The sequence below is a fragment of the Streptomyces sp. CB02366 genome (genome assembly GCF_001905905.1).
Taxonomy (GTDB): Bacteria; Actinomycetota; Actinomycetes; order Streptomycetales; family Streptomycetaceae; genus Streptomyces.
In genome coordinates this window covers 1,139,063-1,160,741 of sequence record NZ_LIVT01000003.1, presented here as the reverse complement: position 1 = coordinate 1,160,741, position 21,679 = coordinate 1,139,063, and the positions used below count along the sequence as shown (strand labels likewise).

Here is a 21,679-nt window from a genome sequence, read left to right as displayed (position 1 = left end):
CGGGCGTGCGCCGTCTCCGGCTCGGGCTACCGACGGCGTCGCCACGCCCGGCCGAGCACCACGGCGGAGGCGAGCACGAGGGCGGCGGCGGGAGCGACCCACCGCAGGGCGGTGTTCGCACCGCCCGCGTCCTGCGAGGGCACGGGAGCGTACCGTCCGCGCGGGGGCGCGTGGTCGACCTCCTCGGCACTGCGCCCGATCATGGTGCGCCGGGCGTGCGCGGCCTCGGCGGGCGGTGCCTCCGGAACGCTGAACTCCACCCCGGCGACGGGGTCGAGCGAGGGCGGCGGCACCGGGGAGTCGTACACGGAGCGGGGACGGTCGTCAGCCCTGTCGTCGTCGTTTCCGCCGACTTCGGCATCGGCATCGGCATCGGCACGAGCTTCACCGCTGTCACCGGCTTCGGCTTCGGCGGGAGCTTCACCGGGTCCGGCGGAGGCGCCGCCCCCGGTTTCGCCACCGCCGTCCACGTCTTCGCCCTCCTCCCGCGAGGCCAGCGACTCCGTCACCAACTGCTGGGTGAAGCGGTCCAGGAGGCGGTGGGCGGCCGCGAGGGCGGCGCCCTCCTCCCACTCGGCCAGCCGCCCGTCCCCTTCGGCCGTACCGCTGTAGACGAGCGTCGTCCCGCCGTCCGTCCCGGTGAGGGCGACGGTCAGGATCAGCTCGACCCCGCCGTCGCCCCTCGCCTCCACGCCCTCCCCGGTCACCGAGAAGCGCGGCCCGTCCGGGCCGTCGCCGTCCTCCGGGCCGGTGAGCCGCAGCTCGCCCCGGTACGTGATGGTGTGGCCGCCGGCCCGCAGCTTCAGCCGGCCCGCCAGGGGCGATGCCGACGCGTCGGCGTCCTGCTGGAAGCCGGGGACGCAGCGGGCCACCCTGGCGGGGTCTCCGAGCGTGCGCAGCAGGGTCGGGACGGGGACCGGAACGAACACCTCATGCTCCATGGAAACCGAGCCTAATCCGCCCCGGCCCGGACGTCAGCGGTTCCGTCCGCCGAAAGCCGTGCCGCCCCCGCAGACCCCGCCGCGGAAGCGCCCCGCCCCCGCCCGCCCGCACCGCCGGGCTCCGCCCCGCCCCCGTCCGGCTCACGCCTCCTCCCAGTACCGCGGGTGGATCAGCGTCGAGGGGACCACCCCCGACAGCCGGGCGTCCGCCGCCGCCCGCGCGCCCTCGCGCAGTTCCCGCCTCCCCAGGGACCGCGGCTCGGGTCCGCCGGGGGCCAGGACGACCCGCGGCGCGGCGCCCCTCGCGGCGAGGAGGAAGCCCCAGTCCTCCCGCTCCCGGTCGTCGTCCCCGCCCCGGTCCGGGCCCGCGGCGAAACCCCCGTACCGGCCGGTGACGCGGTAGGGGCGGGTCGCGAGGCCGCCCGCCCGCACCGATGCCTCCGCCGTCCAGAAGGTCCGCGGCCGGGCGCCCAGCGACCCGGCGTGCACCACGAGCCGCCCGCCCGGCTCCAGCGCCTCCGCGACCAGCCCGTAGAACTCGGCGGAGTACAGCTTCGTGCTGGCGGTGATGCCCGGGTCCGGGAGGTCGGAGATCACCACGTCGTAGCGTCCCCGGTCGGTCCGGAGCCAGGGGAACGCGTCCGCCGCGACCACCGTGAGGCGCGGATCGCGGAAGGCGCGGCCGTTCAGCTCGGAGAGGGCGGGGTCGGTGAGGGCCAGTCGGGTGACCTCGGGGTCCAGCTCGACGACGGTGACCGAGCGGACGTCCGCGTAGCGCAGCACCTCGCGGGCGGCGAGCCCGTCGCCGCCGCCCAGAACGAGGACGCGGGCGCGCGGCCCGTTCATGGCCGGGTGCACCAGCGCCTGGTGGTAGCGGTACTCGTCGCGGGCGCTGACCCGCAGCCGGCCGTCCAGATAGAGGTCCAGGGAGTCGCGGTCGGCGCCGGTCAGGACGACCTCCTGCACCCCGGTCTGCACGGCCACCCGCACCTGGTCCCCGTAGACCGCCCGGCGCGCGGCCCGCTCGAAATCGTCGACCAGCACGGTGGCGGTGGCCAGCACGGCGATCACCGAGACGTTGGCCAGGACGAGGAGCCACCGGGAGCGGGCGCCGAGGTCGCGCCGGAACACCCACAGGACCAGGGCGCCGCCCGCCGCCGCGTTGACCGATCCGGTGAACAGCGTTCCGGTCAGCTGCCCCAGCATCGGCAGCAGCAGAAAGGGGAAGGCGAGCCCTCCGACCAGCGCGCCCACGTAGTCGGCGGCGAAGAGGTCGGCGACGGCCCCGCCCGCGTCCTGCCGGTCGACGCGCTGGATCAGCGTCATCAGCAGCGGGATCTCCGCCCCGATCAGCACCCCGATCGCCAGCGAGAACCCCACCAGGAGGTGCTGCGACTCCCCGAGCCAGGCGAAGGAGGCGTAGAGCACGAGCGCCGAGGAGCCGCCGACCAGCGCGAGAGCGGCCTCCAGCAGGCCGAAGCCGACGGCGGCGTGGCAGCGCAAACGTTTCGCGAGAAGGGAGCCGATGCCCATCGCGAACACCATCACGGAGAGCACGACGGACGCCTGGGTGACCGAATCGCCGATCAAATACGAGGCGAGGGCGACCAGTTCCAGCTCGTAGACGAGTCCGCAGGCGGCGCAGACGAAGACCGCGGCCAGGACGAGAAACCGACCGGTCCTCGGCCGTACGGGAAGCCGCGCCGCGCCCCCTCGCAGCGACGTGTGCTGGTCGATCATGGTGCGAACGCTACGTCACTGATCCGTCGCACCTTGTCACCCACACGGGTGCAAGTGGCCGCCCCTCTCAGGCCGCGGCCGCGGGCACCCGGGCGCCCACCCGCGTCCGGGTCACCACCAACTGCCCCTCCTGGGGGTAGGCGTGCCAGGTACGCCACCGCACCTGGCCCTCGGTGCGCTGGGCGAGCATCGCGGTGAAGGCGTACGGACTGCCGGGGAAGGTGCCCACCAGACCGTGCGGGTGGTCGCTCACGAGGGCGAGCAGCTCCTGCGCCCTGCCCGCGAACTGACCCTGCGTCAGCATCTCGACGCGGGCGGCGAATTCGTACTCCCGGTCGCCGAGGCGCTTCGAGACGCCGAGAGGCAGGGGGGTACTGCTGCCGGGCATGCAGGCCACGGTCTCGGAGCAGCTCCCGCCCTCCTCCCGGAGAAGGACCTGGTGGGAGGCGCCGAGCAGCCTCAACTGGAGTTCGGCCCCGCCGAGCCGGAGGTCGAGGACCGCCAGGGCGGGCAGCGGCTCCCGCCCCAGCATCCAGGCCAGGTCGGCGGCGCGGGTATCGGAGTAGGCCGTCTGGAGGGTGGTGAGCATGGGTGGGCTCCGCAAACACACATGGACACCTGGACAGCAGGGCGCCCCCGGCAGACTGCGCGTGGGAGGTGGGGAGCGCCCGATCTGGTCCAACTGGGGTCCGAGGGCTGAATGTTCTCTTCGACGAGGGAAGCACGAAGTGCACCGCGCCCACAGCGTTTTCGCCCAACTTGCCGTAGTTTCCATCCCCTCGGGGGCCCACGGGTTCACTTGTTCAATCCGAAATCCCCGCGTCGCTCAACGAAAAGGCGTCCGGAGGGAGTTCGTCCTCCGGACGCCCGGCGTCGCGTCACTGTCGGTGACGGTGGCGCGGTCCGGTGTGCCGTTCGGCGCGATCCGGCCGGTCGACAGCCATCGCGGCACAACCGGCCCCGACCGGTCTTCCGGCCCCTGACCGCCACGAAGCAGCGGGCCCCGGCCGACGGCCCGGCCCCTGGCCGCCTCGGGGCGGCCGGTCCCGGCCCCCGGTCCGCTCCTCCGTCAGCTGCCGCCGCCGCAACCGCCGCCACCACCGCAGGACGAACCGCCCCCGCAGGACGAGCCGCCTCCGCAGGAGTGGCCGCCCGAGCCCGAGTCGCCCGAGCCGGAGTCGCCGCTCACCCACCCGCCGCCTCCGCCGTCGGAGGACCCTCCGCCCCCGGAACGCCGGCGACCGGCCCCCGCCCGCCCCTTCGCCCTGGCCTTGGACTTCGGCGACCCGCCGGACGCCGACCGCCGCACGGCCAGCAGCCCTCCGACGACGACCACGACCGCCACTGCCGAGATGAGGACACCCATGCGCCCCACCGCCCTTCTTCCCCCGAAGCGAGGTCCCCCGTCGCTTCCCCGTCGATGTGTGAGAGGGGGATTCCCCCGCGCCTCGCGCGCCAAAGCGCACTTGAGCAAGTCCAGAGCTTCGGCCCAGGATGGCGCTCATGACACAGGGACGAGCCACTCAGCCAGCCCCGGCACGGGAGGGGCGGCCGCTGCTCAACCGCCGCCTCGCCGCGTTCGGCACGACGATCTTCGCCGAGATGTCCGCACTGGCCGTGCGGACCGGTTCGATCAACCTCGGCCAGGGCTTCCCCGACGCCGACGGCCCCGAGGAGATCCGCGAGGCGGCGGTCCGGGCGCTGCGCGCCGGGCACGGCAACCAGTACCCGCCGGGCCCCGGCGTGCCGGAACTGCGCGCCGCCGTCGCCGCCCATCAGGAGCGCTTCTACGGCCTGAGCTGGTCCCCGGAGACGGAGGTGCTGGTGACCACCGGGGCCACCGAGGCGATCGCCGCCTCCCTGCTGGCCCTCCTGGAGCCCGGGGACGAGGTCATCGCGTTCGAGCCGTACTACGACTCGTACGCCGCCTGCATCGCCATGGCGGGCGCGCGGCGCGTTCCGCTCACCCTGCGCGCTCCCGGTTTCCGCCCCGACCTCGACGAACTGCGCTCCCTGATCACCCCGCGCACCCGCCTGCTGCTCCTGAACACCCCGCACAACCCGACCGGCGCCGTGCTCACCCCGGACGAACTGGCCGGGATCGCCGCCCTCGCGGTGGAGCACGACCTGCTGGTGGTCACCGACGAGGTGTACGAGCACCTGGTCTTCACGGGGGCGCACCACCCGATCGCCGCGCTCCCGGGGATGCGCGGTCGCACGGTCTCGATCTCGTCCTCGGGCAAGACGTTCTCGTACACGGGCTGGAAGGTGGGCTGGGTCACCGGGGACGCGCCGCTGGTGGCGGCGGTGCGCTCGGCGAAGCAGTACCTGACCTTCGTGAGCGGCGGCCCCTTCCAGTACGCGATCGCGGAGGCGCTGGCCCTGCCGGACACGTTCTTCGCGGGGTTCCGCGCGGACATGCTCCGCAAGCGGGACCTGCTGGCCGAGGGGCTGCGGGCGGCGGGCTTCCGGGTGTACGAGCCGCAGGGGACGTACTTCATCACCACCGACATCGCCCCCTTGGGCGAGAAGGACGCCTACGCCTTCTGCCGCGCCCTGCCGGAGCGCTGCGGGGTGGCGGCGGTACCCAACTCGGTCTTCTACGACGACCCCGAGGCAGGCCGTAGCCAGGTCCGCTTCACCTTCTGCAAGAAGGACGAAGTGCTGGAGGAGGCGGTGGAACGGCTGGGCGGACTGGGCTGAGCACGGGACGGCGGCCCGGACACGGCGACGGGCCCGCCCACGGAAACGGCCCGGGAGCCGGTCGTGGTGACCGCCTCCCGGGCCGTGGCCTTCGTCGCCGGGCCTTCCGGACCGGGACTTTCCGGACCGGGGCCTCCCGGACCGGGGCCTTCGTCGCAGGGGCTCAGGCGCCCGCGGGCTCCTCGCCCTCCGGCTTGTCCTCGGCGGGCTGGAGGCCGAGGTGTTCGACCAGCCACTTGTCGAACTCGATCGAGGCGCGCACCCAGCTCACCGTCGAGGAGACGAAGTGCTCCAGGCTCACGCCGGTGCCGATGAGCATCTGCGCCTCACCGATCAGCCGGACGGAACCCGCCTCGTCGCCCTCGCCCTCGTGGGCGTGGGTGTAGACCTTGGGCCACAGGGTGCGGCGGTTCCAGTCGTCGATGGCGTCCAGCAGGACGGGACGCTGGTCCAGGTCGTGCGGGCGGTCGTAGAACGTACGGACCGAGAAGACCTGCTGCTCCGCCTCGCCGCGGAACATGAAGTACGTGCGGAACTCCTCCCACGGCGCCGCGAGGTCGCCCTCGTCGTCGACGACGTACTTCAGCTCCATCTGGTCGAGGAGCTGCTTGACGAGGTCCTGGTCAGGGACGACGGGGCCCTCCGGTCCTGCCGCCTGCGGTTCGGGCTGGCCCCCGAAATTAGGAATCGAGGACGGATCGATGCTCACCGTTATTTCCCTTCGTGCGGTTGCCGCCATCCTCTCCCATGGCAGGCGGGGCATGGCAAGCCCGCGCGGCCCCTATCCGCCACAAGCTGACAGACGGCGTGCGCGGGCGGGGCCCGCCGCGGGCCTCACGGCCACCCGCCGCGCCCCCGGCGGCCCCCGGCGACCTCCACAGCACCCGGCGACCCCCCAGGGCCGCCGAGGGCCCTCGGCGGCCTCCACAGGGTGCGCCCGGCGACCTCCCAGGGCCACCGGGGGCCTCCGGTGCGGCGCGCGCCCTCCGGGCCCCGTGCCTCCGGTTACGCGGCGGGGCCGACGATCAGCCCGTCCTCGCCCCGGTCCACCCGTACGGTGTCGCCGTCGCGGACCTCGCCGGACAGGATCTCCTTGGCCAGCCGGTCCCCGATCGCGGTCTGGATGAGCCGGCGCAGCGGCCGCGCCCCGTACGCCGGGTCGTTGCCCTCCTCCGCCAGCCAGGCCAGCGCCTCCGGCGTGACGTCCAGGGTGAGCCGGCGGTCGGCGAGCCGCTTGGCCAGCCGGTCGATCTGGAGCCCCGCGATGTGGGCCAGCTCGTCGCCGGAGAGCGCCGAGAAGACCACCAGGTCGTCCAGCCGGTTGATGAACTCCGGCTTGAAGGAGGCCCGGACCACTTCCAGCACCTGTTCCTTCTTCACCTCGGGCTTGACCAGGGGGTCCATCAGGAACTGGGAGCCGAGGTTGGAGGTGAGGACGAGGATGGTGTTGCGGAAGTCGACCGTACGGCCCTGCCCGTCGGTGAGCCGGCCGTCGTCGAGGACCTGGAGCAGGACGTCGAAGACCTCGGGGTGGGCCTTCTCCACCTCGTCCAGGAGCACGACGCTGTACGGGCGGCGGCGGACGGCCTCGGTGAGCTGGCCGCCCTCCTCGTACCCGACGTAACCGGGCGGGGCGCCGACGAGCCGGGCGACGCTGTGCTTCTCGCCGTACTCGCTCATGTCGATGCGGATCATGGCCCGCTCGTCGTCGAACAGGAAGTCCGCGAGCGCCTTGGCCAGCTCGGTCTTGCCGACGCCGGTGGGGCCGAGGAAGAGGAACGAGCCGGTGGGCCGGTCCGGGTCCGCGATCCCCGCCCGCGTACGGCGTACGGCGTCGGAGACGGCCTGCACGGCCTCGGTCTGGCCGATCAGCCGCCGGCCCAGCTCGTCCTCCATCCGCAGCAGCTTCCGGGTCTCGCCCTCCAGCAGCCGCCCGGCCGGGATGCCGGTCCAGGCGCCGACGACGTCCGCGATGTCGTCCGAACCGACCTCCTCCTTGACCATCGTGTCCTTGTCCTTCGACGCCTCTTCCTCGGCCTCGGCGGCTTCCTCCAACTCCCGCTCCAGGCCAGGGATCTCCCCGTACAGCAGCTTGGACGCGGCGTCGAAGTCCCCGTCCCGCTGGGCGCGTTCGGCCTGCCCGCGCAGATCGTCGAGCCGTTCCTTCAGCTCGCCGACCCGGTTGAGGCCCTGCTTCTCCTTCTCCCAGCGGGCGTTGAGTCCGCGCAGCTCCTCCTCCTTGTCCGCCAGGTCGCGGCGCAGCTTCTCCAGACGCTGCTTGGAGGCGGGGTCGGACTCGTTCTTGAGCGCCAGCTCCTCCATGCGCAACCGGTCGACGGAGCGCTGGAGTTCGTCGATCTCCAGCGGAGAGGAGTCGATCTCCATCCGCAGCCGGGACGCCGCCTCGTCGACCAGGTCGATAGCCTTGTCGGGGAGGAAGCGGGAGGTGATGTAACGGTCGGAGAGGGTCGCGGCGGCCACCAGCGCCGAGTCCGCGATCTGCACCTTGTGGTGGGCCTCGTAACGGCCCTTGAGCCCGCGCAGGATCGCGATGGTGTCCTCGACGGTGGGTTCGGCGACCAGCACCTGCTGGAAGCGGCGCTCCAGGGCGGGGTCCTTCTCGATGCGCTCGCGGTACTCGTCGAGCGTCGTCGCGCCGACCATCCGCAGCTCGCCGCGGGCCAGCATCGGCTTGAGCATGTTGCCCGCGTCCATGGCCGAGTCGCCGCCGGCGCCCGCACCGACGACCGTGTGCAGCTCGTCGATGAACGTGATGATCCGCCCGTCGCTCTCCTTGATCTCGGAGAGGACGGTCTTCAGCCGCTCCTCGAACTCGCCGCGGTACTTGGCCCCCGCGACCATCGCGCCCAGGTCCAGCGAGACGAGCCGCTTGTCCTTGAGGCTCTCGGGGACGTCGCCCTTGACGATGCGCTGGGCGAGCCCCTCGACCACGGCGGTCTTGCCGACACCGGGCTCCCCGATGAGCACGGGGTTGTTCTTCGTCCGGCGCGACAGCACCTGCACCACGCGGCGGATCTCCTGGTCGCGGCCGATGACCGGGTCCAGCTTGCCCTCGCGCGCGGCGGCCGTGAAGTCGGTGCCGAACTTCTCCAGGGCCTTGTACTGGCCCTCCGGATCGGGAGTGGTCACCCGACGCCCTCCCCTGCTCGTCTCGAATGCGGCCAGCAGCTTCCTGGCACTGGCGCCCTGCCCGTCGAGGATCTCACCGGCGCGTCCGCCCTTCGCGGCGATCCCGATGAGCAGGTGCTCGGTGGAGATGTAGTCGTCGCCCAGCTCCTTCGCCCGCTGGGAGGCGTCCTGGACGACGGCCAGGAGCTCGCGGTCGGGCTGCGGCGGGGCGACGGTGGAGCCGGTGACGCTGGGCAGCGCGCCGAGCAGCCGCTCGGTCCCGCCGCGCACGGCGGCCTGGTCGGCCTCGACGGCGGCGAGGAGGTCGGTGACGTTCTCGTTCTCCTGCCCCTCCAGCAGCGCGAGCAGCAGGTGCCCCGGAGTCAGATCGGGATGCCCGTCCTTCACGGCCCTGCTGGTGGCCGCGTTGATGGCGTCCCGGCTCTTGTTGGTCAGCTCGGCGTCCACGGGTGGTTGCTCCTCCTCGCAGCTGGCGGGTCGCGCATGGGTCCATGCATTGACTTCAACAACGTGTACAAAGTTGAGTCTACTCCACTCAAGGGCGGACCGGCACGCGTCGCGGGCGGTATGCGGTGGGCACGGGCGCCGCGAACGGGCACGGAAAACAGGGGCGCACGCCGCGGACCGGCGGCCGGTGACCGGCAGACCCGGTGACCGGTGACCGGCGGGACCGGTGACCGGCGGCGGGACACGGGACGGCGCCGAACGGCAGGGCACGGGGCTGCGGGCCGGCGGCCTGGGGGCTCGTACGCTGCCTCCATGGCAGACGTACACAACCCCTCACCCGAATACGTCGCGTTCTGGCGCGAGAACCACCTGTCCACGCTGACGACCCCCCGCCCGGACGGCACGCCCCACGTGGTGCCGGTGTGCGTGACGTACGACCCGGAGGCCGGGGTGGCGCGCGTGATCACCGACGGGGGGAGCCGGAAGGTCGCCCACATCCGCGCGGCGGGGCCCGAGGGGGCGCGGGTGGCCGTCTGCCAGATCGACCGGGCCCGCTGGGCAACCCTGGAGGGCCGCGCGGTCGTCCGTACCGAGCCGGAGGCCGTCAAGGACGCCGAGGCCCGCCACGAGGAGCGCTACGGACGCCCCCCGCGGATCAACCCGACCCGGGTCGTCGTCGAGATCACGCTCGACCGGGCGCTCGGCAAGGTCTGAGACCGTCCGGGTCCGACGTCCGACGTCCGACGTCCGACGTCCGGGGTCCGGGGTCCGGGGTCCGGGGTCCGGGTTCAGGCCCGGGGTGAACGGCTCCGGTCCCGGCCTCAGCTCCCGGAGCAGCACAACGGCGCCACCGTGTTCAGGTCACGGTGGCGCCGCTGTGTGGGGGAAGCGCCTGGAGCGACGGGTGACGACGGGGGAATCGCTCAGGCACTGCGGGGGGTGGCGGAAAGGGGTTCTGCGTCGAACAGCTCGTGGTCCCGCTGATCGAGGTTGACGAAGATCATGCCGTACCTGACGGCACAGCGAACCGGCTGCGGCGCACCACGCGGCCGGCGGAGACAGCGATAGGCGCGGACGTCCTCGTCCTCCTCCATCACCACGACGACCGGCTCTCCGAACAGGGTGACCATCAACGAATCGCCCCGTCGGGGGAGGGCCGTGAGCAGATCGATGAAATGCCACCCTGAGCGATAGGCGGTCGCCATCTCGCGCCGGAAGGTGCGGTCGTCCGGCGGGGTGCTCATGCGCCCGTGGCGGCCGTCGAGTCCCAGGTGATATCACCGGGCGCGGCCAGGTTCGCCGTCGGCGCCGACTCCGCCGTCGGGGCGCCCCAGGTGATGTCCCCGGCCCCCTGGGCGGACACCGCCATGAGGGCCAAGGTTCCTACGAACGCAGTGGCAAGCACCGAGCGAAGCATTCGCTTATACATTTCGGCTTCGTCCTCACTTGATGGATTCATCTCCCCCGCACCAAAGACGATGTCCCACCTGGGCACTCGAACACCACCGGGTCGATGCATCATGTTCCTGTAGGTACAGGAACATGGGGGGTGGAGATATGGCCACAAGCGAGACAAAAGCGGCACATCCTCACGGCATCACCGATCTGTGCGATGCGGGACAGCGTCTCTACGCCCAGGCCCTGAGGACCGGCCGCCTGCCTCGCGCCGACGCCGAACCGGCCCCCTGCCTGATGGACTTCGCCCTGCTCCACCCGGATCCGGACGATGCCGCCTGGCTCCGGCCGATGCCTCCCTCGGCCGCTCTCGCCCAGCATCTGCACCCCATAGAACGCGAGATCCAGGAACGCAGACGGCATTCCCTGCAACTGACCGAGTCCTTCGAACCTTTCATGGACATCAGCGCCCAGGATCCCCCCACGACCCACGCCATCACCGTGCTGGAAGGCAGTACACGCATCAACGCGGCCATCGACGTGGCCACCGCCGACTGCACCAGCGAGGTGCTCACCGTCCAGCCCGGGGGCGGCCGCAGCGAGGACATCCTCAGCAAGGGGCTCGAACGCGGCAAGGCCGTGATCGACCGGGGCGTCGGAATCCGCACCCTCTATCAGCACACCGTGCGACACCACCAGGGCACATTCGTCTATGCGGAGCGACTCGCCGCGGGGGTCGAAATCCGCACCCTGGAGGAATTGGTCGAGCGCATGCTCATCTTCGACCGAACCGTCGCCTTCATACCCGCCCAGGACGACCGGACCGTCGCACTGGAGCTCCGGCATCCGGGCCTCGTCTCCTACCTCATCAGGGTCTTCGAACAGCTCTGGCAGCGCGCCACCCCGCTCCTGGACGAGGTCACCTACAACCCCACCCCGGCCGGAATCAGCGGCGTCCAGCGCTCCATCGCCCAACTCCTCGTCGAAGGCCACGTCGACGACTCGATCGCCCGCCGCCTGGGAATGAACGTCCGGACCTGCCGGGCGCACATAGCCAAGATGAACGCCACACTCGGGAGCACCAGCCGGGCCCAACTCGGTTACCTGATAGCACGCTCGGGGATTCTCGAGCCGGGTTCCTGAAAACCGTCCGGTTCTCTCCTGTCGCGCCCCGGCGGGGCCCCGCGTATTCACCGGCGACGGCAGAACAGGGCACTCGCCCCGGGGAAAGGCCGAATCACGCGGGCCGGTGGCCCGCCCGTACGGGGCGGTCCGGGCGTCCGGCGCGTGACGCGTTCCGGCGGCGCGCGTCGATTCCCGCGCCACGAGCAGCCCCGGCGCCCGCCTCCGGCACGTCCACCCGGACCCGTCCGCCACAGCGGCTCCGGCCGCACCCGGCCCGTCGCGCTCCCGGCCGGCTCGGGCATCGTAGAGGCGCACCGGCGCCGCTGATCCGCCGACGCGGCGCTTCACCGGCGCACCCGGACGACTCCAAGGACCACGAAGCCCAGATGACCGACACCACCCCCCTGCCCGCCGCCGTCGAGGACGACCGGTTCGGGTCCATCCTGGTCGAACTCGCCGGAGAACACGGCGGGACGATCACCGTGAGCGGCGAACGCATCCCGCGCGTCGTCCTCACCCGCGCCCCCGGCGCCGCGGTCGACGACCACATCGCCATCGGCACCCGCGACCCCCGCCGCCTCACCCTCACCGTGGACGGCCGGGAGGCGACGATCAAGCCCGGCAAGGGAAAGCTCCGCCGCCGCACCTACCGCGTCGACGTCCGCTGCGCGGGCACGTCCTACCGGCTCGTACCCGACTCCATCCCGAGCAGCCGGCTCCTCCGCGACGGCAAGCGCCTCGGGGACTTCTCCTCGGGCGGCGACCGCCGGGTCCTGGCCGAGTGGCGGGACGGCGCCTCGGTGGAGCCTCTGGACGCGGCGATCGCCTACACGCTGGCGGCCGCCTTCGGCACCGGCGGCCAGCCGATGTGGATGATGCTGGTCGAGGCGGTCAGCGAGTTCCTGCCGTAGAGGGGACGGGCGCCCCACGTACGTACGCGAGGCGCCCGGCACGTGAGCGGGGCGTCCGGCACGTAAGCGAAAGGGGGGCCGGGAGAGCGTGCGATCCGCTCTCCCGGCCCCCCTCTCCCGCCTGTGGCGGACGGCCGGCGCCTACTCCGTCGGCCGCTTCGCCTTCGGTCGCCAGACCACCAGGGCGCCGGTCTGCCGCACGTCCTGGTACGGCACCAGGTCGCGGCGGTACGAGGCGTGCACCTGGGCCTCGCGCTGCTGCATGGCGACCGCCGCGCCGTCCACCGCCGCCGACAGCTCGGCGACGCGCTGCTGGAGCGCGGCGACCTGGTTCTCCAGCTCGATGATCCGCTTGATGCCCGCCAGGTTGATGCCCTCGTCCTGCGACAGCTGCTGCACGGTGCGCAGCAGCTCGATGTCGCGGGCCGAGTAGCGCCGGCCGCGCCCGGCCGTACGGTCCGGGGAGACCAGGCCGAGACGGTCGTACTGGCGCAGCGTCTGCGGGTGGAGGCCCGAGAGCTGGGCCGCGATCGAGATCACGTACACCGGGCTCTCATCGGTCAGCTGGTACGGATTGCGTCGACGGCCGTCCATCTCAAGCTCCCTTCGCCGCCTGGAACAGTTCCGCCCGCGGGTCCTCGTCCGCGGTGGCCTTCCGGTAGGTCTCCAGGGCGTCCCTGGCCTCCTGGTCCAGGTCCCCGGGGACCGCGACCTCCACGGTGACCAGCAGGTCGCCGCGGGTGCCGTCCTTGCGCACGGCGCCCTTGCCCCGGGCGCGCATCGTACGCCCGTTGGGGGTGCCGGCGGGAAGCTTCAGGGTGACCGGGGGGCCGCCGAGCGTGGGGACCTTGACCTCGCCGCCGAGCGTCGCCTCCGGGAAGGTGACGGGCACGGTGACCGTGAGGTTGTCGCCCTTGCGTCCGAAGACCGGGTGGGCGTCGACGTGGACGACGACGTAGAGGTCGCCCGCCGGTCCGCCGCGTTCGCCCGCGCCGCCCTTGCCGCGCAGCCTGATCCGCTGGCCGTCCGAGACGCCCGCCGGGATCCGCACCTGCATGGTGCGCGCCGACTTCGCCCGGCCGCTGCCCTTGCAGACGTCGCACGGGTCCTGGGCGATGAGGCCCCGGCCCTTGCAGTCCACGCAGGGGTCGGTCAGCGAGAATCCGCCGCCGCTGCCGCGCGAGACCTGGCCGGTGCCGACACAGGTCGGGCAGACCCTGGGGGTGCCGTTCTTGTCGCCGGTGCCGGAACACGCCTTGCAGGGCGCCTGGCTGGACATCCGCAGCGGGACCGTGGCCCCGTCGACCGCCTCGGTGAAGCTGAGCGTCACCTCGGACTCGATGTCCTGGCCGCGCTTGGGCTGGACGCGTGCGCCCGCGCCCCCGCGGTTGAACAGCCCGCCGAAGACGTCGCCGAGACCGCCCCCGCCGAAGCCGCCGCCCGCGCCGCCCTGACCGCCCGGTGCGCCCCCGCCGAAGAGGTCGCCCAGGTCGAAGTTGAAGTTGCCGCCCGCACCGCCGGGGCCGGCCCGGAAGCCGCCGTTGCCGAAGAGGGCGCGCGCCTCGTCGTACTCCTTGCGCTTCTTGGGGTCGCCGAGGACGTCGTTCGCCTCGGAGATCTCCTTGAAGCGCTCCTCCGCCTTGGCGTCGCCCTTGTTGGCGTCCGGGTGGTACTCGCGGGCGAGCTTCCGGTACGCCTTCTTGACCTCGGCGTCGGTGGCGTCCTTCGGGACGCCGAGAACCTTGTAGTAGTCCTTCTCGACGAAGTCCTTCGTGCTCATCGACGTCCCTCCTTCCGGACGATCGGCCGAGCGGCCGGCCCGTGGGCCGGCCGCCGGGCCGCGCGATGTGCCCCGAGGTGGTCAGACGCGTCGTCAGACCTCCTCGGTGCCACCGCTCTCCTCGTCGTCGGTCTTCTCTTCCTGGGCCGCGGCGGGCGTGGCGCCCGGCTGCGGCTCGGCGACGGCCACCCGCGCGGGGCGGATGGTGCGCTCGCCGATGCGATACCCCGGCTGCAGGATCGCCACGCAGGTCGTCTCCGTGACGTCCGGCGCGTAGCTGTGCATCAGGGCCTCGTGGATCGTCGGGTCGAAGGGCTCGCCCTCCTTGCCGAACTGCTGGAGGCCCAGCTTCGCGACGACGGTCTCCATCGACTCCGCCACCGACTTGAAGCCGCCGACCAGCTCGCCGTGTTCCCGCGCGCGGCCGACGTCGTCGAGCACGGGAAGGAACTCGGACAGGAGGTTCGCGACGGCGACCTCCTTGACCGCGGCCCGGTCCCGCTCCACGCGGCGTCGGTAGTTCTGGTACTCGGCCTGGAGCCGCTGGAGGTCCGCGGTGCGCTCGCCGAGCGCGCTGCGTGCCTGGTCCAGCTGGGCGGTCAGGCCGACGGTCTTGTCCGTGTCCCCGGCCGGGGCCGCCGCCTCCTCCTCGGAGGGGTCGGCGGCCTTCGGCTCGGCGTCGTCAGGGGTGGCGCCGGAGGGGACGTCGGGCTTCTCCTCGAAGCCCGGGGTCTCCTCGGTCACGCCGCACCGCCCTTGGTGTCCTTCTCGTCGTCCACGATCTCGGCGTCGACGACGTCGTCGTCGGCCTTGGCCTGGCCGTCGCCCGGCGCCTCGGCGCCCGGGGCCGCACCCTCGGCCTGGGCGTTGGCGTACATCGCCTGGCCCAGCTTCTGGGAGACGGCCGCGACCTTCTCGGTGGCCGTGCGGATCTCGGCGGAGTCCTCGCCCTTGAGCTTCTCCTTCAGCTCCTCGACCGCGGTCTCCACCTCCGTCTTGACGTCGGCCGGGACCTTGTCCTCGTTGTCCTTGAGGAACTTCTCCGTCTGGTAGACGAGCTGCTCGCCCTGGTTGCGCGACTCGGCGGCCTCGCGGCGGGCGTGGTCCTCCTCCGCGTACTTCTCGGCCTCTTCGCGCATCCGGTTGACCTCGTCCTTCGGCAGCGAGGAGCCGCCGGTGACGGTCATCTTCTGCTCCTTGCCGGTGCCGAGGTCCTTGGCGGCGACGTGCATGATGCCGTTGGCGTCGATGTCGAAGGCGACCTCGATCTGCGGCACGCCGCGCGGGGCCGGCGGCAGACCGGTCAGCTCGAACATCCCGAGCTTCTTGTTGTACGCCGCGATCTCGCGCTCGCCCTGGTAGACCTGGATCTGCACGGACGGCTGGTTGTCCTCGGCCGTCGTGAAGATCTCGGACCGCTTGGTCGGGATCGTGGTGTTGCGCTCGATGAGCTTGGTCATGATCCCTCCCTTGGTCTCGATGCCGAGGGACAGCGGGGTGACGTCGAGGAGCAGGACGTCCTTGACCTCGCCCTTGAGGACGCCGGCCTGGAGCGAGGCGCCGATGGCGACGACCTCGTCCGGGTTCACACCCTTGTTGGCCTCCTGGCCGCCGGTCAGCTCCTTGACGAGCTCGGCGACGGCGGGCATACGGGTGGAGCCGCCGACGAGGACCACGTGGTCGATCTCGGAGAGCTGGATGCCCGCGTCCTTGATGACGTTGTGGAACGGGGTCTTGCAGCGGTCCAGGAGGTCCGCGGTCAGCTGCTGGAACTGCGAGCGCGTGAGCTTCTCGTCCAGGTGCAGCGGGCCCTCGGCGGACGCCGTGATGTAGGGCAGGTTGATCGTGGTCTCGGTCGAGGACGAGAGCTCGATCTTCGCCTTCTCCGCGGCCTCGCGGAGACGCTGGAGAGCCATCTTGTCCTTGGACAGGTCCACGCCGTGGCCGTTGGCGAACTGCTTCACCAGGTAGTCGACGACGCGCTGGTCCCAGTCGTCGCCACCGAGGTGGTTGTCGCCGTTGGTGGCCTTCACCTCGACGACGCCGTCGCCGATCTCCAGGAGGGACACGTCGAAGGTGCCGCCACCGAGGTCGAAGACGAGGATCGTCTGGTCGTCCTTGTCGAGGCCGTACGCCAGGGCGGCGGCGGTCGGCTCGTTGACGATGCGCAGGACGTTCAGGCCCGCGATCTCACCGGCCTCCTTCGTCGCCTGACGCTCGGAGTCGTTGAAGTACGCGGGGACGGTGATGACCGCGTCGGTCACCTTCTCGCCCAGGTACGACTCGGCGTCGCGCTTCAGCTTCTGCAGGATGAAGGCGCTCATCTGCTGCGGGTTGAAGCTCTTGCCGTCGAGGTCGATCTTCCAGTCCGTGCCCATGTGGCGCTTGACGGAGCGGATGGTCCTGTCGACGTTGGTGACCGCCTGGCGCTTGGCGACCTCGCCGACGAGCACCTCGCCGTTCTTGGCGAAGGCGACGACGGACGGCGTGGTCCTGGCGCCCTCGGCGTTGGTGATGACGGTGGGCTCGCCGCCTTCGAGAACGCTGACGACGGAGTTAGTCGTGCCCAGGTCGATGCCGACCGCACGTGCCATTTCAATTCCTCCAACTGACTACTTGAGTGGATCTGACTCAAGGATGCATCACACCGCCGCATGCGTCAACAGACCTGAGTCGAGCACGCTCAACTTAAGTGCTTATGCGGACCACATCCGCGCAGGTGCGACCGCCACACCACCGCACCGGAGCACGCCACACCCCTCGCGCACCACCCGCCCCACGGTCCCGCCATGGGATCGTTCTGTCACAAAATGCCGCGAGACGGCCGCAACCGTCACCGACCGGCAGGTTCCACCGTGGACCGTCACCCCATCGAACCTTCGAACCCGGGCGGGCGCGATGCAGGACGCGAGGCGGGGCGCGAGAAAGCGGCGCGCCCGGCAGAGGAGAAGGACGCGGTACGCACAGGACGCGGGCGGCACGAGGGGCGGGCGCCCCTGGAGCGCACGGCCGCACCGGCGCCCGTACCCGTACGGAGCGATGTCCGGGTCCGCGAGGAGCCGCTTCCCCTCCCGCGCCGCCGCACACCTGGCCGGCCTCGCCGACCGGGCCGGACGGATCGCGGACCGCTTCCTCCCCCGCGCGCCGAGCGCGACGGCCGAGCGCGCGCTGGACCTGGTCCTCGGCACCGCGCTGCTGGCCCTGACCGCCCCCGCCGTGGCGGTGGCCGCCCTCGCGCTGACCCTGCGGCGCACTCCGGGCGGCGCATGGGACCACCGCCCCCGCGCCGGCCTCGGCGGCCGGGTCTTCGCCCTGCGCACGCTCCGCACGCGGCGGTTCCGCCTGGACGTGCTCTCCCGGCTCCCCCACGTCGTCCGCGGGGACCTCGCCCTCGTCGGCCCCGCCCCGCTCGCCCCCGGCGACCCGCGGAACGCGGGCCCCCGCGCCCGGCACTGGCGGCGGGAACTGCGCCCGGGGCTGACCGGCCTGGCGCAGGTACGGGCCCGCTCGGGCCTGCCGTGGAACGACCCCGCCCTGCTGGACCAGCACTACGCAGAGCACCATGGAGTCGTGCTCGACCTGGCGATCCTGGCGGAAGCCGCCCGCGACTGCCTGCGGACGGCCCTCCCCGTGCCGCGCCGGACCAAGGCACACCTGAGCGACACAGATCACCGCCCGCCCGGCTGCAGCGGGGTGGACTAAGTGGATAGTGTCAGCACAGACTAATTAAGTTACTGCTTAGTAGTAGGCAGTACCCCACTGGATCCCGCTCTCGCAGGCCCGAGGAGCCCCACTCATGCAACTCGCCGCGATCATCGTGTCGCTGGTGCTGACGGTCGTCGGCGTTGCGCTCGTCGCCCGAGCCGTCGCGCAGATCTACCGCTTCGTCCGCCTCGGACAGGCGGTACCGGCTGGCAGCCGCACCGACGACCCCAAGCAGCGGACGATCACCTTGATCAAGGAGTTCGTCGGCCATACCCGCATGAACCGCTGGGGGATCGTGGGCGTCGCCCACTGGTTCGTCGCGGTCGGCTTCCTGACCCTGGGCCTGACGATCGTCACGGCGTACGGTCAGCTGTTCCAGGCCGACTGGGTGCTGCCGTACATCGGCACCTTCCTGCCGTACGAGATGTACATCGAGTTCATCGCGCTCGGCACGACCGTCGGCATCCTCGTGCTGATCGCGATCCGCCAGCTGAACCTGCCCTCGCGGGCCGGCCGCAAGTCGCGGTTCACCGGCTCCAAGATGGGCCAGGCGTACTTCGTCGAGATCGTCATCCTGGTCATCGGCGCCGCGATCCTGATGCTCCGCGGGCTGGAGGGCGCGCTCCACCACGTGGACGGCTACGGCCCCGCGTACTTCGTCTCGTACCCCCTGGTGCTGGCCTTCGAGGGACTGAGCGTCGGAACGCTCCAGAACCTGGTCTACCTGTTCGCGATGATCAAGCTCGGTACGACGATGATCTGGGCGATCACCGTCGGGCTCAACACCAACATGGGCGTCGCCTGGCACCGCTTCCTCGGCTTCCCGAACATCTGGTTCAAGCGGAACGCCGACGGCGAGGTCGCGCTCGGCGCGCTCCAGCCGATGACGACCGGCGGCAAGGAGATCGACTGGGAGGACCCCGCCGAGGACGCGGTCTTCGGCGTCTCCCAGGTCGAGCAGTTCTCCTGGAAGGGCATCCTCGACTTCTCCACCTGCACCGAGTGCGGACGCTGCCAGTCGCAGTGCCCCGCCTGGAACACCGGCAAGCCGCTCTCCCCGAAGCTCCTGATCATGTCGCTGCGCGACCACGCGCACGCCAAGGCCCCGTACCTGCTGGCCGGCGGCGGCAAGACCATGGAGGGCGAGGAGAAGGCCACCGAGGAGCAGCTCAAGGACGTCCCCGCCGCCGCCCTCGCCGAGGCCGAGCGCCCGCTGATCGGGACCGTCGAGGAGAACGGCGTCATCGACCCGGACGTCCTGTGGTCCTGCACCACCTGCGGCGCCTGCGTCGAGCAGTGCCCGGTCGACATCGAGCACATCGACCACATCGTCGACATGCGCCGCTACCAGGTGATGATCGAGTCCTCGTTCCCGTCCGAGGCGGGCACGATGCTCAAGAACCTGGAGAAGAAGGGCAACCCCTGGGGGCTCGCCAAGAAGGCGCGCGTCGAGTGGACCAAGGAGGTCGACTTCGAGGTCCCGATCGTCGGCAAGGACGTCGAGGACCTCACCGAGGTCGAGTACCTGTACTGGGTCGGCTGCGCGGGCGCCCTGGAGGACCGGGCCAAGAAGACCACCAAGGCCTTCGCGGAGCTGCTGCACATCGCGGGCGTCAAGTTCGCGATCATGGGCGGCGACGAGAAGTGCACCGGCGACTCCGCCCGCCGCCTGGGCAACGAGCCCCTGTTCCAGCAGCTCGGCCAGGAGAACGTGGCCATGCTGAACATGGCGTACGGCGAGGACGAGGAGGACGCGGCGACGAAGAAGCCCAAGTCGTCGAAGAAGATCGTCGCGACCTGCCCGCACTGCTTCAACACGATCGCCAACGAGTACCCGCAGCTCGGCGGCGAGTACGAGGTCATCCACCACACGCAGCTGCTCCAGCACCTCATCGACGAGGGCAGGCTGATCCCGGTGACCCCGGTCGAGGGCCTGATCACGTACCACGACCCGTGCTACCTGGGCCGCCACAACAAGATCTACACCCCGCCGCGGGAGATCATCGCGAAGGTCCCGGGGCTGCGGAACGAGGAGATGCACCGCCACAAGGAGCGCGGCTTCTGCTGCGGCGCCGGCGGCGCCCGGATGTGGATGGAGGAGCGGATCGGCAAGCGCATCAACAACGAGCGCGTCGACGAGGCCCTGGCCCTCAACCCGGACATCGTCTCCACCGCCTGCCCGTTCTGCCTCGTCATGCTGACCGACTCGGTCAACGGCAAGAAGAACGACGGCCAGGCCAAGGAGTCGATCCAGGTCGTGGACGTCTCCCAGCTCCTGCTGGACTCGGTGAAGACGCCGGTCGACCCGGCCGGCGAGGCGGACGCGGTGGACGCGCCGGAGCCCGAACCGGCACAGTGACGTAGAGCATCGCCGCGATGAGCGGCCGGACCCGCCTCGGGGGCGGGACCGGCCGCTTTTCCGTGCCCGCCGCCCCACCGTCCTCCGGCGGCGGCCCCCGCGTGTGAGCCCGGGCATGTACGGAATGCCGCATCTGAAGCATCATGTGCCCGGAAGAAGCCCGAGACCGCCCGGGAACCCGCCCCGCGACCGGTGGGCGCCGGACGACGAACGACGACGAGGCACCCGTGCGCCCACCCACCCGCACCGAGCACCCGAAGACCGCGATACCCGGCAGGGCGGCGGCCTCCCTCGCCGCGGGCTGCACGGCCCTGCTGCTCGCGCTCACGGCCTGCTCGGGCCCGCCCCCCGCGTCCGGCGGCAAGAACGGCGACACCCCGCCGCGGTCCCAGGCCCGCACGGGCGCCGCCCGCCTACCCGTGCCCCGCGGCGAGGGCAGCAGCGTCCCGTACGACTTCAACGGCGACGGCCACCGCGACCTGGTCCTCGACGACCTGGTGAAGGCCCCCGAGGACAGCCACGGCGACGACGCGGGCATCGGCGTCGTCTACGGCACCGGCGACCCCCGCCGCCCCCTGGACCCCGCCGTACGGCAACTGCTGAGCGCGCGGGCGAACGCGGCGAAGTCCGGCGACACCCTGCCCGCCGCCTTCGACTCCGAGGCCGCCTGCGACCTCGACCGGGACGGCTTCACCGACCTGATCGTCTCCACCGACCCCCCGTACAACGGCATCGGCGCCCCGCCCGTCCCCCTCCAGATCCTCTTCGGCTCTCCGGCCGGCCTCACCGGCAAGGCGGTCACCGTCCGCATCCCGCAGCAGGCCCGGTTCGGCAACGAATGGCCCGAGCAGCCGGTCTGCGGCGACTTCGACGGCGACGGCGGAGCCGACCTCGCGGTCACCGCCAGCGCCGGCCGGGTCACCTACCTGCACGGCCCCTTCACCCGCTCCGGAGCCCCGCGCGGCGCGGAGCTGCTGCCCGACGGGGGCGCTTACCTCTACGCCCCCGAGCCCCGGTCCGACACGGACGGGGACGGCTACGACGACCTGGTCGCCGCGGCCCGCCCGCACGCCCCCGGCCAGGCGGGCAGGGGCGCCCTCCTCCTCGGCTCGGCGCAGGGCCCGGCGCGTCCGGGCGGCGCCTACGCGTTCACGGCCGAGAAGCTCCCCCACGCTCCGCTGAAGGCGAGGGGCGCCACCCGCACCGCCCTCCTGGGCCACGGCGACCACGACGGCGACGGGAAGCCGGACACGGTGGTGCGGACGTACCGGAGCGACCAGCAGGACCTGGTCGCGCTCTACCCGGCCGGTAACACGGACAAGCCCCTCGTCACCTTCTCCACCGCGGTCTTCCTCCCCTGAACTCCCCCGCCCCCGGCCCCGGGTTCACCCCTTAGGGGATGTCACAGCTCGGCCGCAATGGC

General features: G+C 71.9%; 19 protein-coding genes. 7 read left to right on the top strand and 12 right to left on the bottom strand.

What is annotated here, in order from left to right; all coding sequences use genetic code 11:
- Positions 1–26: 26 nt before the first annotated feature.
- The 4 genes from AMK24_RS13815 to AMK24_RS13800 all read right to left on the bottom strand — a co-directional run bounded on the left by AMK24_RS13815 (position 27) and on the right by AMK24_RS13800 (position 4,047).
- Positions 27–941, bottom strand: a complete 915-nt coding sequence (locus AMK24_RS13815; protein WP_073768528.1) for an SRPBCC domain-containing protein — start codon at positions 939–941, stop codon at positions 27–29.
- Between the two features lie 141 nt (positions 942–1,082).
- Positions 1,083–2,681 (bottom strand): polyamine aminopropyltransferase, encoded by a 1,599-nt coding sequence (locus AMK24_RS13810; RefSeq protein ID WP_073768526.1) that lies wholly within the window; start codon positions 2,679–2,681, stop codon positions 1,083–1,085.
- A 67-nt stretch (positions 2,682–2,748) separates the two neighbouring features.
- Positions 2,749–3,270, bottom strand: a complete 522-nt coding sequence (locus tag AMK24_RS13805) for a DUF2617 family protein (RefSeq protein WP_073768524.1) — start codon at positions 3,268–3,270, stop codon at positions 2,749–2,751.
- 480 nt (positions 3,271–3,750) lie between these two features.
- Complete coding sequence (locus AMK24_RS13800; RefSeq protein WP_073768522.1) at positions 3,751–4,047, bottom strand: hypothetical protein; 297 nt, start codon at positions 4,045–4,047, stop codon at positions 3,751–3,753.
- A 137-nt stretch (positions 4,048–4,184) separates the two neighbouring features.
- Between AMK24_RS13800 and AMK24_RS13795 the strand changes: the two genes are divergently transcribed.
- Complete coding sequence (locus AMK24_RS13795) at positions 4,185–5,384, top strand: pyridoxal phosphate-dependent aminotransferase (protein ID WP_073768520.1); 1,200 nt, start codon at positions 4,185–4,187, stop codon at positions 5,382–5,384.
- A gap of 163 nt (positions 5,385–5,547) precedes the next feature.
- Here AMK24_RS13795 and AMK24_RS13790 read toward each other — a convergent pair whose 3' ends face one another.
- On the bottom strand, positions 5,548–6,093 hold the full coding sequence (locus AMK24_RS13790; RefSeq protein WP_073768518.1) for a YbjN domain-containing protein: 546 nt from the start codon (positions 6,091–6,093) through the stop codon (positions 5,548–5,550).
- A gap of 296 nt (positions 6,094–6,389) precedes the next feature.
- Positions 6,390–8,981 carry an ATP-dependent chaperone ClpB gene (clpB, locus tag AMK24_RS13785; protein ID WP_073768516.1) on the bottom strand — a complete coding sequence of 864 codons (2,592 nt, stop codon included), beginning with the start codon at positions 8,979–8,981 and terminating at the stop codon, positions 6,390–6,392.
- Positions 8,982–9,293: 312 nt separating this feature from the next.
- Between clpB and AMK24_RS13780 the strand changes: the two genes are divergently transcribed.
- Positions 9,294–9,695, top strand: a complete 402-nt coding sequence (locus AMK24_RS13780) for a pyridoxamine 5'-phosphate oxidase family protein (RefSeq protein WP_073768514.1) — start codon at positions 9,294–9,296, stop codon at positions 9,693–9,695.
- A gap of 209 nt (positions 9,696–9,904) precedes the next feature.
- Here AMK24_RS13780 and AMK24_RS13775 read toward each other — a convergent pair whose 3' ends face one another.
- Both AMK24_RS13775 and AMK24_RS35170 read right to left on the bottom strand, forming a co-directional pair.
- Positions 9,905–10,225, bottom strand: coding sequence for a (2Fe-2S)-binding protein (locus tag AMK24_RS13775; RefSeq protein WP_073768512.1), 321 nt, complete (start codon positions 10,223–10,225; stop codon positions 9,905–9,907).
- Positions 10,222–10,350, bottom strand: a complete 129-nt coding sequence (locus AMK24_RS35170) for a hypothetical protein (RefSeq protein WP_274535072.1) — start codon at positions 10,348–10,350, stop codon at positions 10,222–10,224. The genes AMK24_RS13775 and AMK24_RS35170 overlap by 4 nt, the downstream gene beginning before the upstream one ends.
- A 188-nt stretch (positions 10,351–10,538) precedes the next feature.
- Here AMK24_RS35170 and AMK24_RS13765 point away from each other — a divergent pair, with 188 nt between their 5' ends.
- Together AMK24_RS13765 and AMK24_RS13760 are read left to right on the top strand one after the other, a co-directional pair.
- Positions 10,539–11,519, top strand: coding sequence for a helix-turn-helix transcriptional regulator (locus tag AMK24_RS13765; protein WP_199876424.1), 981 nt, complete (start codon positions 10,539–10,541; stop codon positions 11,517–11,519).
- Positions 11,520–11,887: 368 nt separating this feature from the next.
- Positions 11,888–12,412, top strand: coding sequence for a hypothetical protein (locus tag AMK24_RS13760; RefSeq protein ID WP_073768508.1), 525 nt, complete (start codon positions 11,888–11,890; stop codon positions 12,410–12,412).
- 141 nt (positions 12,413–12,553) lie between these two features.
- On the opposite strand, the gene AMK24_RS13755 is transcribed toward AMK24_RS13760, so the two are convergent.
- The 4 genes from AMK24_RS13755 to dnaK all read right to left on the bottom strand — a co-directional run bounded on the left by AMK24_RS13755 (position 12,554) and on the right by dnaK (position 16,786).
- Positions 12,554–13,006 carry a heat shock protein transcriptional repressor HspR gene (locus tag AMK24_RS13755; protein ID WP_073768506.1) on the bottom strand — a complete coding sequence of 151 codons (453 nt, stop codon included), beginning with the start codon at positions 13,004–13,006 and terminating at the stop codon, positions 12,554–12,556.
- A gap of 1 nt (position 13,007) precedes the next feature.
- A complete protein-coding gene (gene dnaJ, locus AMK24_RS13750; protein WP_073768504.1) occupies positions 13,008–14,192 on the bottom strand; it encodes a molecular chaperone DnaJ in 1,185 nt (394 codons plus the stop codon).
- 93 nt (positions 14,193–14,285) lie between these two features.
- Entirely contained in the window at positions 14,286–14,936 is a 651-nt protein-coding gene (grpE, locus tag AMK24_RS13745) for a nucleotide exchange factor GrpE (protein WP_073768502.1), read from the bottom strand.
- Complete coding sequence (dnaK, locus tag AMK24_RS13740) at positions 14,933–16,786, bottom strand: molecular chaperone DnaK (protein WP_073768500.1); 1,854 nt, start codon at positions 16,784–16,786, stop codon at positions 14,933–14,935. The genes grpE and dnaK overlap by 4 nt, the downstream gene beginning before the upstream one ends.
- Positions 16,787–17,231: 445 nt before the next feature.
- On the opposite strand from dnaK, the gene AMK24_RS13735 reads away from it, so the two are divergent.
- The 3 genes from AMK24_RS13735 (at position 17,232) to AMK24_RS13725 (ending at position 21,617) form a co-directional block, all read left to right on the top strand.
- The gene (locus tag AMK24_RS13735) at positions 17,232–17,894 is read left to right on the top strand and encodes a sugar transferase (RefSeq protein ID WP_073768498.1); all 663 of its coding nucleotides are present in this window, start codon (positions 17,232–17,234) and stop codon (positions 17,892–17,894) included.
- Between the two features lie 94 nt (positions 17,895–17,988).
- Entirely contained in the window at positions 17,989–20,256 is a 2,268-nt protein-coding gene (locus AMK24_RS13730; protein WP_073768496.1) for a (Fe-S)-binding protein, read from the top strand.
- Between the two features lie 227 nt (positions 20,257–20,483).
- Positions 20,484–21,617, top strand: a complete 1,134-nt coding sequence (locus AMK24_RS13725) for an FG-GAP repeat domain-containing protein (protein ID WP_073768494.1) — start codon at positions 20,484–20,486, stop codon at positions 21,615–21,617.
- Positions 21,618–21,679: the final 62 nt, after the last annotated feature.